This is a genomic window from Pseudorhodoferax sp. (genome assembly GCF_047601025.1).
In the GTDB taxonomy this organism is placed as follows: Bacteria; Pseudomonadota; Gammaproteobacteria; order Burkholderiales; family Burkholderiaceae_C; genus Pseudorhodoferax.
This window is the reverse complement of sequence record NZ_JASGJZ010000001.1, coordinates 3,222,222-3,234,767: the sequence shown is the minus strand read 5'-3', so window position 1 is coordinate 3,234,767 and position 12,546 is coordinate 3,222,222. Positions and strand designations below refer to the sequence as shown.

General features: G+C 72.1%; 12 protein-coding genes. 7 read left to right on the top strand and 5 right to left on the bottom strand.

Annotated elements, in window-relative coordinates:
- Window positions 1–3 precede the first annotated feature (3 nt).
- A complete protein-coding gene (pmbA, locus tag QM782_RS15165) occupies window positions 4–1,380 on the bottom strand; it encodes a metalloprotease PmbA (RefSeq protein ID WP_415203737.1) in 1,377 nt (458 codons plus the stop codon).
- A 74-nt stretch (window positions 1,381–1,454) separates the two neighbouring features.
- Here pmbA and yjgA point away from each other — a divergent pair, with 74 nt between their 5' ends.
- Together yjgA and mog are read left to right on the top strand one after the other, a co-directional pair.
- Window positions 1,455–2,093, top strand: a complete 639-nt coding sequence (gene yjgA, locus QM782_RS15160) for a ribosome biogenesis factor YjgA (RefSeq protein ID WP_415203736.1) — start codon at window positions 1,455–1,457, stop codon at window positions 2,091–2,093.
- Window positions 2,065–2,673, top strand: a complete 609-nt coding sequence (gene mog, locus QM782_RS15155) for a molybdopterin adenylyltransferase (protein ID WP_415203735.1) — start codon at window positions 2,065–2,067, stop codon at window positions 2,671–2,673. The genes yjgA and mog overlap by 29 nt, the downstream gene beginning before the upstream one ends.
- Before the next feature lie 18 nt (window positions 2,674–2,691).
- On the opposite strand, the gene cysE is transcribed toward mog, so the two are convergent.
- Together cysE and QM782_RS15145 are read right to left on the bottom strand one after the other, a co-directional pair.
- Complete coding sequence (cysE, locus tag QM782_RS15150; RefSeq protein ID WP_415205655.1) at window positions 2,692–3,465, bottom strand: serine O-acetyltransferase; 774 nt, start codon at window positions 3,463–3,465, stop codon at window positions 2,692–2,694.
- 12 nt (window positions 3,466–3,477) lie between these two features.
- Window positions 3,478–4,218, bottom strand: coding sequence for an RNA methyltransferase (locus QM782_RS15145; protein ID WP_415203734.1), 741 nt, complete (start codon window positions 4,216–4,218; stop codon window positions 3,478–3,480).
- 87 nt (window positions 4,219–4,305) lie between these two features.
- On the opposite strand from QM782_RS15145, the gene QM782_RS15140 reads away from it, so the two are divergent.
- Window positions 4,306–5,250: an inositol monophosphatase family protein gene (locus QM782_RS15140; protein WP_415203733.1), complete on the top strand. Its 945-nt coding sequence runs from the start codon at window positions 4,306–4,308 to the stop codon at window positions 5,248–5,250.
- A gap of 6 nt (window positions 5,251–5,256) precedes the next feature.
- On the opposite strand, the gene QM782_RS15135 is transcribed toward QM782_RS15140, so the two are convergent.
- Window positions 5,257–6,573 carry a glycerate kinase type-2 family protein gene (locus QM782_RS15135; protein ID WP_415203732.1) on the bottom strand — a complete coding sequence of 439 codons (1,317 nt, stop codon included), beginning with the start codon at window positions 6,571–6,573 and terminating at the stop codon, window positions 5,257–5,259.
- 75 nt (window positions 6,574–6,648) lie between these two features.
- Here QM782_RS15135 and QM782_RS15130 point away from each other — a divergent pair, with 75 nt between their 5' ends.
- Window positions 6,649–8,049, top strand: a complete 1,401-nt coding sequence (locus QM782_RS15130; protein ID WP_415203731.1) for an 8-oxoguanine deaminase — start codon at window positions 6,649–6,651, stop codon at window positions 8,047–8,049.
- A gap of 18 nt (window positions 8,050–8,067) precedes the next feature.
- Here the strand turns inward: QM782_RS15130 and QM782_RS15125 are convergent, their stop codons facing one another.
- Window positions 8,068–9,273: a urate hydroxylase PuuD gene (locus tag QM782_RS15125; protein ID WP_415203730.1), complete on the bottom strand. Its 1,206-nt coding sequence runs from the start codon at window positions 9,271–9,273 to the stop codon at window positions 8,068–8,070.
- Window positions 9,274–9,360: 87 nt separating this feature from the next.
- On the opposite strand from QM782_RS15125, the gene QM782_RS15120 reads away from it, so the two are divergent.
- The 3 genes from QM782_RS15120 (at window position 9,361) to ggt (ending at window position 12,512) form a co-directional block, all read left to right on the top strand.
- Complete coding sequence (locus tag QM782_RS15120) at window positions 9,361–9,861, top strand: hypothetical protein (protein ID WP_415203729.1); 501 nt, start codon at window positions 9,361–9,363, stop codon at window positions 9,859–9,861.
- 75 nt (window positions 9,862–9,936) lie between these two features.
- Window positions 9,937–10,611, top strand: a complete 675-nt coding sequence (locus QM782_RS15115; protein ID WP_415203728.1) for a GntR family transcriptional regulator — start codon at window positions 9,937–9,939, stop codon at window positions 10,609–10,611.
- An 83-nt stretch (window positions 10,612–10,694) separates the two neighbouring features.
- Window positions 10,695–12,512 carry a gamma-glutamyltransferase gene (ggt, locus tag QM782_RS15110; RefSeq protein WP_415203727.1) on the top strand — a complete coding sequence of 606 codons (1,818 nt, stop codon included), beginning with the start codon at window positions 10,695–10,697 and terminating at the stop codon, window positions 12,510–12,512.
- The last annotated feature ends 34 nt before the right edge of the window (window positions 12,513–12,546 follow it).

Below are 12,546 nucleotides of genomic sequence, written 5' to 3'. Positions count from 1 at the left end.
GCGTCAGGAGCCGGCGACCTTCATGCGCTCGACCAGCACCGAGCCCACCGTCTTGGCACCGTAGTTGTAGGCATCGGCACCGATCGCGGCGATGCCGCGGAACATCTCCTGCAGGTTGCCGGCGATCGTGATCTCCTCGACCGGGAAGGCGATCTCGCCGTTCTCGACCCAGAAGCCGCTGGCGCCGCGCGAGTAGTCGCCGGTCACGTAGTTCACGCCGTGGCCCATCAGCTCGATCACGAACAGGCCGCGGCCCAGCTTGCGCAGCATGGCGGGCAGGTCGTCGCCCGGCTGGGTCAGGCGCGAGCGCAGTTCCAGGTTGTGCGAACCGCCGGCATTACCGGTGGTGCGCATGCCCAGCTTGCGCGCCGAATACGTGGACAGGAAATAGCCCTGCACGCGGCCGTCCTCGACCACCTTGCGCGGCGCCACGCGCACGCCCTCCTCGTCGAACGGCAAGCTGCCCTTGCCGCGCGGGACGAAGGGATCTTCCAGCAGTTCGATGTGCTCCGGGAACACCGGCTTGCCCAGCGCATCGACCAGGAAGCTGCTGCGCCGGTACAGCGCGCCGCCGCTGACGGCCTGCACGAAGGCGCCCAGCAGGCCGGCCGCCAGCGGCGACTCGAACAGCACCGGGCATTCGGTGGTGGGGATCTTGCGGGCGTTCAGCCGCGACAGCGCACGCTCGGCCGCATAGCGGCCCACGGCCTGCGGCGAGGCCAGCTCGTCGGCGCAGCGCATCGAGCTGTACCAGGCGTCGCGCTGCATGCGCTCGCCCCGGCCCGCGATCGGCGCGACCGAGATCGAATGCCGCGAACTCGCGTAGCCGCCGCGGAAACCCGAGCTGTGGCCCGCGAAGAAGTGCGACTGCTGGGCCGAGACGCCGGCGCCCTCGCTGTTGGTGATGCGCTTGTCGGTCGCGAACGCGGCGGCCTCGCACTGCAGCGCCAGCTCGGCCGCGCCTTCGGAATCGATGGCCCAGGGGTGGAACAGGTCCAGGTCGCGCTGCTCGGTGGCCATGTCCCCGGGGTCGGGCAGGCCGGCCGCCGGGTCTTCGGCGGTGAAGCGCGCGATGTCGTAGGCGGCCTGCACGGTCTGGCGGATCGCCGCGGACGAGAAGTCGGAGGTGCTGGCATTGCCGCGGCGCTTGCCGACGTAGACCGTCACGCCCAGCGACTTGTCGCGGTTGCGCTCGACCGTCTCCAGCGCGCCCTTGCGCACCGAGACCGACAGGCCGCAGCCCTCGGAGGCCTCGGCGCCCGCGTCCGTCGCGCCGATCGTCTTCGCGTGGCGGAGGGCCTGTTCGACCAGGTCTTCGAAGAAGGCGCGGCTGTAGGAGAAGCCGCTGTCTGCGCGCTGGGCGCTCGGGGTGTCGTTCATGGCGGCGGCTATGATACTTGGCACACCTCCGGTGCATGGGCCGCCTCGACAAGCCCTTCGATCCCCACCATCCAATGTCCCGTAAACCCAAGAAAGGCTACTTCGTGCGCGGCCAGTTCGTGGCCGAAGGCAGCGAGCTCGACCTGCAGCTCAAGGCCGAAAGCAAGGGCGCCGAAGGCACCAGCCGCACCGACCAGAAGCGCGAGAGCGAGGCGCTGCAGGCGCTCGGCGAAGCCCTGCTGGAACTGCGCGCCGACCGGCTGGAACGCCTGGCGCTGCCCGACAAGCTGGCCGAGGCGCTGGCCGAACTGCGCCGCATCACGGACTTCGAAGGCCGGCGCCGCCAGCTGCAGTTCGTCGGCAAGCTGATGCGCCGGCTCGAGGACGAGACCGTGGCGCAGATCCGCCAGGCGCTGGACGAGCAGCGCGCCGGCCCGGCGCACGAGGTCGCGCTGCTGCACGAAGCCGAGCAATGGCGCACCGCGCTGCTGGACGACGAGGCCGCGCTCGGCCGCTGGCTGGAGCGGTTCCCGGCCACCGACGCCCAGCAGCTGCGCGCGCTGGTGCGCCAGGCCCGCAAGGACCGCGCGCCCGAGAAGCCCGGGCAGGCCCCGCGCCACGGCCGCGCCTACCGCGAGATCTTCCAGCTGCTGCGCACGCAACTGAACCAACACGAGGACGAGGATGAGCAGCCCCACGGCGACGACGCTTGAGACCGCCCGGGTCGGCCTGGTCTCCATCAGCGACCGCGCCGCGGCCGGCGTCTACACGGACCAGGGCCTGCCCGCGCTGCGCCACTGGCTCGGGCGCGCGCTGAAGAACCCGCTGCACTTCGACGAACGCCTGATCCCCGACGAGCAGGCCGGCATCAGCGCCACGCTGGTCCAGCTGGTCGAGGCCGGCTGCCACCTGGTGCTGACCACCGGCGGCACCGGCCCGGCGCCGCGCGACGTGACGCCCGAGGCCACGCTGGCGGTGGCCGACCGGGAGCTGCCGGGCTTCGGCGAGCAGATGCGCCAGATCGGCCTCGCCTTCGTGCCCACGGCCATCCTGTCGCGCCAGGTCGCGGTGGTGCGCGGGCGCTGCCTGATCATCAACCTGCCGGGCCAGCCCAAGTCGATCCAGGAGACGCTGGAAGGCCTGAAGGACGCGCAGGGCATGCCACGGGTGCCCGGCATCTTCGCGGCCGTGCCGTACTGCATCGACCTGATCGGCGGCCCCTGGCTGGAAACGCACGAGGCGGTCTGCGCGGCGTTCCGCCCCAAGTCCGCGCGCCGCCCCGCGCCCGCCTGAGCGCCCGGGCGAGTTGCCCTACTTGCCGACCAGCTGCGACAGCTTCTCGGCCTCGAAGCACTGGCTGCGCGCGGCCTCCGCCGGCACGCAGTCGCCTTCGCGCCGGGCCGCCAGCTTCTCGATCGCCTGCCACAGCAACGCGATCTGCTGGTCCTGCGCGGCGGCGCTGTCGATCAGGCCGCGCATGGCCTGGCCCATCGGATCGTCCTCGCGCGTGACGCCGTAGGCCGAGAAGCGCGGCGCCGACATGGCGGCATCGCCGCTGGCCTCGTCGGCCTTGGGCAGGATGATGCGCGCCGGAATGCCCACGGCCGTCGCGCCGGCCGGCACCGGCTTGATGACGACGGCGTTGGCGCCGATCTTCGCGCCGTCGCCCACGGTGAAGCCGCCCAGCACCTTGGCGCCGGCGCTGACCACCACGTCGCGGCCCAGCGTGGGATGGCGCTTGGCGCCCTTGTACAGGGACGTGCCGCCCAGCGTGACGCCCTGGTAGATGGTGCAGCCGTCGCCGATCTCCGCCGTCTCGCCGACGACCACGCCCATGGCATGGTCGAAGAACACGCGCTCGCCGATCCGCGCGCCGGGATGGATCTCGATGCCGGTCAGCCAGCGCGAGAACAGCGAGATCATGCGGCCCGGCCACTTGAGCCCGTGCGTCCAGCACCAGTGCGCCGGGCGGTGCAGCATCACCGCGTGCAGGCCCTGGTAGCAGGTCAGCACCTCCCACGCGGTGCGTGCGGCGGGGTCGCGCTCCAGGATGCAGCGGATGTCGTTGCGCAGGCGGGAGAACAGCATCGGGGAAGTCTAGCCTTTCGCCTTCGCCGCCGTTTGCAGCACGGCTTTGGCGATGCCGCGCAGGATGTGGATCTCCTCCTCGGCCGGCTGCGCACGGTTGACCAGCTGGTTCAGCCGCGGCATCAGCTTCTTCGGCGCGGCCAGGTCCAGGTAGTCCAGCGCCACCAGCGCCTCGCGCCAGTGCTGCAGCATGCCGGCCACCTGGCGCGCATCGGCCGGCCGGGCCGCTGGCACGGCCGGCGCCACGGCATGGCCGCCCAGCGCCATGCGCCATTCGTAGGCCAGCACCTGGATCGCCGCCGCCAGGTTCAGCGAGCCGAAGGCCGGGTTGGTCGGGATGCTCAGCGCCACGTGGCAGCGGTAGACGTCCTCGTTGGCCATGCCGAAGCGCTCGGAGCCGAACAGGAAGGCCACGCCGGCCGGCCGTGCCCCGGCTCCGGCGGCGACCAGGGATGCCAGGTGCTCGCGCGGCGCGCGCGTGGGCGGGCCGAAGTCGCGCGGCGTCATCGCCGTGGCGCACAGGTGGTCCATGCCGTCCAGCGCCTCGTCCAGCGTGTCGACGATGCGCGCGTTCTCCAGCACGTCCAGCGCACCGCTGGCGCGCTGGACGGTTTCCTGCCGGCGCAGCACGTTGGGCCAGCGCGGCGCCACCAGCACCAGGTCGTCGAAGCCCATGACCTTCATCGCGCGCGCGGCGGCGCCCACGTTGCCGGCATGGCTGGTGCGGATCAGGACGAATCGGGTGCGCATGGCGTCGAACGGGGCCCTCGGTAGAATCCCGCGATTCTCGCCGGCCTGATCGCAGGCCGCCCCGCCCTCCTGCTCCTCCCACAATCCATGTCGTTCAACCTGCACCCCATGCTCAACGTGGCCGTCAAGGCCGCCCGCGCCGCCGGCGCCATCATCAACCGCGCCGCGCTGGACGTCGAAGCCGTGCGCGTGTCGCAGAAGCAGGTGAACGACTTCGTGACCGAGATCGACCAGGCCAGCGAGGCCGCGATCATCGAGACGCTGCTGACGGCCTACCCCGGCCACGGCATCTGGGCCGAGGAATCGGGCAAGGCGCACGGCGCCCAGGATTCGGACCACGTCTGGATCATCGACCCGCTGGACGGCACCACCAACTTCATCCACGGCTTCCCGTACTACTGCGTCAGCATCGCGCTGGCGGTCAAGGGCCGGGTGGAGCACGGCGTGGTCTACGACCCCACGCGCAACGACCTGTTCACCGCCACGCGCGGCCGCGGCGCCTACCTGAACGACCGCCGCATCCGCGTCTCGCGCCGCACGCGGCTGGGCGAATGCCTGGTCTCCACCGGCTTTCCGTTCCGCCCCGGCGACAACTTCAAGGAATACCTGTCCATGATGGGCGACGTGATGCAGCGCACGGCCGGCGTGCGCCGCCCCGGCGCCGCCGCGCTGGACCTGGCCTACGTCGCCGCCGGCTACAGCGACGGCTTCTTCGAGAAGGGCCTCTCCCCCTGGGACGTGGCGGCCGGCTCGCTGCTGGTGACCGAGGCCGGCGGCCTGATCGGCAACCTCTCCGGCGAGGCCGATTTCCTGGAGCAGCGCGAATGCCTGGCCGGCAACCCGCGCATCTACGGCCTGCTGGTCGGCCTGCTGGGCAAGTACAGCAAGTTCGCCCCGGCCGGCGAGAAGGCGGCCGTGCGGCAGAAGCTGTCGCTGGGCGGCGGCGACGGCGGCGAGGCGATCGATGCGCCGGACGCCGGCGCCGCGGGTGCCGACGGCGACGGTGGGAACGGCGGCGGCGACGGCGACTGACGCGCGCTACAGCACCAGCAGCGCGCGGAAGTCGTTGACGTTGGTGTTGGTCGGCCCGGTGACGACCAGGCCGCCCAGCGGCTGGAAGTAGCCGTAGGCGTCGTTGCGGTCCAGGTAGGACGCGATCTTCATGCCCTGGGCCTCGGCGCGTGCCAGCGTGTCGGGGCCGACGTAGGCGCCGGCGTTGTCCTCCACGCCGTCGATGCCGTCGGTGTCCGCCGCCAGCCCGTGCACGCCGGCCTGCCCCTGCAACGCCAGCGCCAGGCCCAGGCAGAACTCGCCGGCCCGTCCGCCGCGCCCGCGCGGCGTGCCGGGCGGCTGCGGCCGCACCGTGACCGTGGTCTCGCCGCCGGACAGGATCACGCAAGGCCGCGCGAACGGCTGGCCGCGCAATGCCACCGCGCGCGCCAGCGCCGCGTGCACCTTGCCGACCTCGCGCGATTCGCCCTCGATCTCGTCGGACAGGATGTGGGCCGCGATGCCCGCCGCGCGCGCGGCCTCGGCCGCCGCTTCCAGCGACTGCTGCGGCGTGGCGATCATGCGCAGTTCGTGGCCCTCGAACAGCGCGTCGCCGGGCTTGGGCGTCTCCAGCTGCCCGCCCTGCAGCAGCGCCAGCACCGGCCCGGGCACCTCGATTTGGTAGCGCGCGAGGATCGCCAGCGCGTCGGCGCAGCTGCTGGCGTCCGGCACCGTCGGGCCGCTGGCGATGATGGACGGGTCGTCGCCCGGCACGTCGCTGATCGTCAGCGTGACCACGCGCGCCGGCCCGCAGGCCGCCGCCAGCCGGCCGCCCTTGATGCGCGAGAGGTGTTTGCGCACGCAGTTCATCTCGGCGATGCTGGCGCCGCTTTCCAGCAGCGCCTTGTTGATGCGCTGCTTGTCCGCCAGCGCCAGGCCCTCGGCCGGCAGCGTCAGCAGCGCCGAGCCGCCGCCGGAGATCAGGCACAGCACCAGGTCGTCCGCGGTCAGCCCCTCGGTCAGCGCCAGCATGCGCTGCGCGGCGGCCAGGCCGGCCGCATCCGGCACCGGGTGCGCGGCCTCGACCAGCTCGATGCGCTGCGGCAGTCCCGCGGGCCGCGGCGGAACGTGGTGATAACGCGTGACCACCAGGCCGGACAGCGGCGCCTCGGCCGGCCACAGCGCTTCCAGCGCCTGCGCCATCGCGCCGCCGGCCTTGCCGGCGCCCAGCACCAGCGTGCGGCCGCGCGGCGGCTCGGGCAGCGCGGCGCCCATGCTGTGCAGCGGCAGCGCGCGCCGGACGGCGACCTGGTAGAGGTGTTCGAGGAAGCCTCGGGGATCTTCGTTAGGATGGGGTGCGGTCATGCCAATGTCTCCGGAAGCCGCATTCTGACGCGGCGGCGATGCACCGTCCCCGCCCGCGCGCCACGAAGGACCGACATGCCCCAGCCGACCCTGCTGATCCGCGACGCCCGCTGCATCGCTACGATGGATGACGCGCACCCCGAATGGCGCGACGCCTCGCTGCTGGTGCGCGGCCACGCGATCGAGGCCATCGGCCCCGCCGACGCGCTGCCGCGGCAGGCCGACGAGGTCATCGACGCGCGCGGCATGCTGGTGGTGCCGGGCCTGGTCAACACGCACCACCACATGTTCCAGAGCCTCACGCGCGCGCTCCCCGGCGTGCAGGACGCCGAGCTGTTCTCCTGGCTGCGCGGGCTCTATCCGGTCTGGGCCGGGCTGACGCCGGAGATGGTGTTCGTCTCCACGCAGCTGGCCATGGCCGAGCTGCTGCTGTCGGGCTGCACCACCAGCAGCGACCATCTCTACATCTACCCCAACGGCGTGCGGCTGGACGACAGCATCGCCGCCGCCCGGCAGATCGGCATGCGCTTCGTCGCCACGCGCGGCGCCATGAGCGTGGGCGCCTCGCAGGGCGGGCTGCCGCCGGACAGCGTGGTCGAGCGCGAGGAGGCGATCCTGCGCGACACCGAGCGCGTGATCCAGGCCTTCCACGACCCGGCGCCGGGCGCCATGGTGCAGGTGGCGGTGGCGCCGTGCTCGCCGTTCAGCGTGAGCCGGGAGCTGATGCGCGCCTCGGCCGCGCTGGCGCGCCGGCACGGCGTGCGCCTGCACACCCACCTGGCCGAGAACGACCACGACATCGCCTACAGCCGCGAGAAGTTCGGCTGCACGCCGGCCGAATACGCGCAGGACCTGGGCTGGCTGGGCGAGGACGTCTGGCACGCCCACTGCGTCAAGCTCGACGCGCCCGGCATCGCGCTGTTCGCGGCCACGCGCACCGGCGTCGCGCACTGCCCGTGCAGCAACATGCGGCTGGCCTCGGGCATCGCGCCGGTGCGGCGCATGCTGGACGCCGGCGTGCCGGTCGGCCTGGGCGTGGACGGCTCGGCCAGCAACGACGGCGCGCACCTGGTGAACGAGGCACGCCAGGCCCTGCTGCTGGCGCGCGTGGGCCGCAGCCTGGAACCCTTCGGCTGCGACCACGGCCCGGCCGAGATGACCGCGCGCGACGCGCTGGCGCTGGCCACGCGCGGCGGCGCCCGGGTGCTGGGCCGCACCGACATCGGCCGGCTGGCGCCGGGCCTGTGCGCGGACCTCGCGCTGTTCGACCTCGGCACGCTGGCCATGGCCGGCGGCGCCGTGCACGACCCGGTCGCCGCGCTGCTGCTGTGCGCCAGCCCCCAGGCGGCCTGGACCATCGTGAACGGCCGCGTGGTGGTGCGCGAAGGCCACCTGGCGACCGTGGACGCCGGGCCGCTGGTGGAGCGCCACAACCGGCTGGCGCGCCAGCTGGCCGAAGCCGCGCGCGGCGCCTGAACCGCCGCGGCCACGGCGCTACCGCGTCGGGGCGCCTTCCTGGAACCAGCGGCCGATCAGCGCGCGGTCGGCCTCGGTCATGCCCGTCGCATTGCCCATCGGCATGATCTTCGTGACGACCACCTGCTGGTAGATGTTCTGCGCGTGCTGGGCCACGCCTTCGGCGCTGTCCAGGCGCACGCTCTTCATCTGCACCAGCGCACCGTGGCAGGTGTAGCAATGCTGCTCGAACAGCTTGCGGACCTCGCCGAAGGCCACCGGCGCCGCGGCCGGCCCGGCGGCCGCCGGCGCGGCCGGCTCGGGCTTGAGCCAGCCGACGACCGCGGCCAGCAGCGCCACGCCGAACAGCGCGTACGGCCAGGGATGGCCGGCCTGCCCCAGCTTCCAGCGGTGCCGCACTACGAAGAACTGCCGGATCAGCGCGCCGCCCAGCATGATCAACACCAGCACCAGCCAGTTCTGCGGGTGCGTGTAGGTGAAGCTGTAGTGCCCGCTCAGCATCGCGAACAGCACCGGCAGCGTGAAGTAGGTGTTGTGCACGCTGCGCTGCTTGCCGCGCTGGCCGTGCACCGGATCGACCGGCTGCCCCGCGCGCAGCGCCGCCACGTTCTTGCGCTGGCCCGGAATGATCCAGAAGAACACGTTGGCGCTCATGGTGGTGGCCAGCATCGCGCCCATCAGCAGGAACGCCGCGCGCCCGGCGAACCAGTGGCAGGCCAGCCACGCGGCGAAGCAAGCGAACAGGAAGACCAGAGCGCCGACGATGGCGTCGCCGTTCTTGCGCCGGCCGAACAGCTGGCAGATCGCGTCGTAGACCATCCAGAACACGACCAGGAAGGCCAGCGCCACGCCGATCGCCGCGCCGGGCGACCAGGCCATCTTGTTCTTGTCGATCAGGTAGGTGCTGGCGTTCCACAGATAGGACACCGAGAACAGCGCGAAGCCGCTGAGCCAGGTCGAATAGCTCTCCCAGTACGACCAGTGCAGGTGCTCGGGCAGCTTCCGGGGCGACACCAGGTACTTCTGCATGTGGTAGAAGCCGCCGCCGTGCACGGCCCACTGCTCGCCGCCCACGCCCTTGTCCCGCGCCTCCCGGTCGCCCGGCGGCTCCAGGCTGCTGTCCAGCATCACGAAGTAGAACGACGCGCCGATCCAGGCGATCGCCGTGATGACGTGCAGCCAGCGCAGCAGCAGGTTGGCCCAATCCAGGTAGTAGCTTTCCATCGTGTGTATTCCAGAAGGTCACCGGTCGACGCAATAAGCATGCCGCCGGGACGCCGGCCCGGACCGGGTTGGTTAGACTGCGCGCCCATGCCCCTGCCCACCTCCTGGCGCCGCCTGTGGACCGGCGCCGCCGCGGCCCTGCTGGCCGCCTGCGCGCCGCTGAAGCCCTCGTCCCCGCCGCCCGCCGCGCCGCCGGGCGCACCGGACCGCGCCGCGCCAGCGGCGGGACGCGCGGCCGCGCCGCGCCCGTCGGCCGCCGGCACCGCCCGTGAATACCGCCGGGACGCCGCCACCCATCTGTACGCGCTGAACGCCACGCGCATCTACCCCGGCAAGCTGCCGCCCATGCTGTACGCCGTGGCCGTGCTGGAGGTCGACCTCGACCGCGACGGCGGCATCCGCCGCCTGAACTGGCTGCGTGCGCCGCGCCACGCCCCCGAGGTCGTGCGCGAGATCGAGCGCACCGTGCGCGAGGCCGCGCCGTTCCCGAAAGCGGTGCGCCTGGGCGCCGTGCGCTACGTGGACACCTGGCTGTGGGACCGCAGCGGCCGGTTCCAACTGGATACGCTGAGCGAGGGCCAGCTGTAGCGTCCGCAAGATCCACCGTCCACGGCCGCTGGATCAGCGCTGTATACGAACCGGGATGCAGCTATGATCCGCGCCATGGACCACACCGGAACCAACACCACCACCATCGTCGATGCGCTGACCAAAGCGATCGTGGAGCACCGGCTGCATCCCGGCACCAAGCTGGCCGAGCAGAAGCTGGCCGACCACTTCGGCGTCTCGCGCACGCTGGTGCGCCAGGCCCTGTTCCAGCTGTCGCAGAACCGGCTGATCCGGCTGGAGCCGGCGCGCGGCGCCTTCGTGGCCGCGCCCTCGGTCGCCGAGGCGCGCCAGGTCTTCGCCGTGCGCCGCATGCTGGAGGCGGAGATGACCCGCGCCTTCGTGCGCGAGGCCACGCCCGCGCGCATCAAGGCCCTGCGCGAGCACCTGGCCCGCCAGAAAGCCGCGCTCAAGGAGCACAAGGACGCCGCCCAGCGCATCGAACTGGCCAGCGACTTCCACCTGCAGATGGCCCGGCTGCTCGACAACGACGTGCTGGTGCAGATGATGGTCGAGCTGCTGTCGCGCTGCTCGCTGATCACGCTGATGTACCAGCAGGACAACGTCCCCGAGCCAGCCGACGACGAGCACGAGGCCCTGCTCGACGCCATCGCCGAGCGGCAGGAAGAGCGCGCGGTGCAGCTGATGGAGCAGCACCTGCTCAAGCTCGAAGGCGCGCTGACCTTCGACCGCAAGATCCCGAGCAACGACATCTCGATGGCGCTGGCCTGAGCGCCGGCAGCTCCTGCGTTCACGCCTACACTGGCGCCCGCCGGCCCGCGCGTGTCCGGCGCATTCCACAACGAAGGAGCACCATGCCGATCCGCCCGAGCCTCCTGGCCGCCAGCTTGGCGCTGGCCCTGGCCAGCCTGACCGCCTGCCAGACCCCCCCGCCCACCGAAGCCGCCGCGGCGCCCGTGGCGGTCACGCCGGTCGCCACGCCGGCCGTCGCGCCCTTCGTGCCGTCCGCGGCGCAGGCCGCTGCCGCCGCCTACGACTTCGACATGGACGTGTTCCACCCGGTGGTGGCGCGCAACGGCATGGTCGCGACCGAGCAGGAACTGGCCACGAAGATCGGCCTGGACGTGCTGAAGGCCGGCGGCAACGCGGTGGACGCCGCCGTGGCCGTGGGCTTCGCGCTGGCCGTGGCGCTGCCGAACGCCGGCAACATCGGCGGCGGCGGCTTCATGGTCGTGCACGACGCCAAGAGCGGCAAGAACGTGGCGCTGGACTTCCGCGAGGTCGCGCCGCAGGGCGCCTCGCGCGACATGTACCTGGACGCCAAGGGCAACGTGGTGGACGGCAAGTCGCTCTACACCCACTACGCCGTCGGCGTGCCCGGCACCGTGGCCGGCATGGCGCACGCGCTCAAGGCCTGGGGAACGATGCCGCTGTCGCGCGTGGTCGCGCCGGCCGCCGCGCTGGCCGACAAGGGCTTCCCGGTCAGCGAGACGCTGGCCAAGATCCTGGAGCAGGAACAGAAGAACATGGGCAAGTGGCCCGCCACGCGCGCGATCTTCTGGAAGAACGGCGCGCCGCTGAAGACCGGCGACCTGCTGGTGCAGAAGGACCTGGCGCGCTCGCTGCGGCTGATTGGCCAGCAGGGCCCCAAGGTCTTCTACGAAGGCGAGATCGCGCGCAGGATCGCGGCCGAGACGGCGCCGCACGCCGGCGCCGTCACGCTGCAGGACCTGCGCGACTACAAGGTCGCGCTGCGCGAGCCCACGGTGGGCACCTACCGCGGCTACCAGATCGCCACCATGCCGCCGCCCTCCTCCGGCGGCCCGCACCTGGTGCAGATCCTGAACATGCTGGAGCAGTGGCCGCTGTCGCAATGGGGCGCGGGCAGCGCCAACACCATCCACTACATGGCCGAGGCCAGCAAGCTCGCCTACGCCGACCGCTCCGAGTACCTGGGCGACCCGGACTTCGTGAAGGTGCCCGAGAAGGGCCTGACCTCCAAGAAGTACGCCGCCCAGCTCGCCGCCACGATCGACCCGAACAAGGCGCGCGCGGCCGCCGGCATCAAGCCCGGCCAGCCGCAGCCCTATGAGAGCGACCAGACCACGCACTACTCGGTCGTGGACAAGGCCGGCAACGCGGTCGCCGTGACCTACACGCTGAACACCAACTTCGGCAGCGGCATCGTGGCCGCCGGCACCGGCATCGTGCTGAACAACGAGATGGACGACTTCTCGGCCAAGCCGGGCGTGGCCAACGCCTACGGCCTGGTCGGCGGCGACGCCAACGCCGTGGCCGCGAAGAAGCGCCCGCTGTCCTCGATGACGCCGACCATGGTGCTCAAGGACGGCAAGCCCGTGCTGGTCACCGGCAGCCCCGGCGGCGCGCGCATCATCACCACCGTGCTGCAGACCGTGGTCAACACCATCGACTTCGGCATGAACCCGGCCGAGGCCGCCGCCGCGCCGCGCGTGCACCACCAGTGGACGCCGGACGAGCTGCGCGTCGAGAAGGGCCTGTCGCCGGACACGCTCGGCATCCTGCGCCAGCGCGGCCACAACATCGCGCTGAAGGCCTCGATGGGCCGCACCCAGACCATCCAGATCCGCGACGGCATGCTGTACGGCGCCTCCGATCCGCGCAATCCGGACGGCAGGACGCTGGGGTACTGATCGGACCGCACCCGCCAGAGCCACCTGCCCAGGT

Bases quoted from the DNA above. Each gene is read 5' to 3' on its own strand.
- QM782_RS15135 (WP_415203732.1), bottom strand. From the start codon at position 6,573: ATGACCGCACCCCATCCTAACGAAGATCCCCGAGGCTTCCTCGAACAC.
- QM782_RS15130 (WP_415203731.1), top strand. From the start codon at position 6,649: ATGCCCCAGCCGACCCTGCTGATCCGCGACGCCCGCTGCATCGCTACG.
- QM782_RS15115 (WP_415203728.1), top strand. From the start codon at position 9,937: ATGGACCACACCGGAACCAACACCACCACCATCGTCGATGCGCTGACC.
- QM782_RS15140 (WP_415203733.1), top strand. From the start codon at position 4,306: ATGTCGTTCAACCTGCACCCCATGCTCAACGTGGCCGTCAAGGCCGCC.
- ggt (WP_415203727.1), top strand. From the start codon at position 10,695: ATGCCGATCCGCCCGAGCCTCCTGGCCGCCAGCTTGGCGCTGGCCCTG.
- QM782_RS15120 (WP_415203729.1), top strand. From the start codon at position 9,361: ATGCCCCTGCCCACCTCCTGGCGCCGCCTGTGGACCGGCGCCGCCGCG.
- yjgA (WP_415203736.1), top strand. From the start codon at position 1,455: ATGTCCCGTAAACCCAAGAAAGGCTACTTCGTGCGCGGCCAGTTCGTG.
- QM782_RS15125 (WP_415203730.1), bottom strand. From the start codon at position 9,273: ATGGAAAGCTACTACCTGGATTGGGCCAACCTGCTGCTGCGCTGGCTG.
- QM782_RS15145 (WP_415203734.1), bottom strand. From the start codon at position 4,218: ATGCGCACCCGATTCGTCCTGATCCGCACCAGCCATGCCGGCAACGTG.
- pmbA (WP_415203737.1), bottom strand. From the start codon at position 1,380: ATGAACGACACCCCGAGCGCCCAGCGCGCAGACAGCGGCTTCTCCTAC.
- mog (WP_415203735.1), top strand. From the start codon at position 2,065: ATGAGCAGCCCCACGGCGACGACGCTTGAGACCGCCCGGGTCGGCCTG.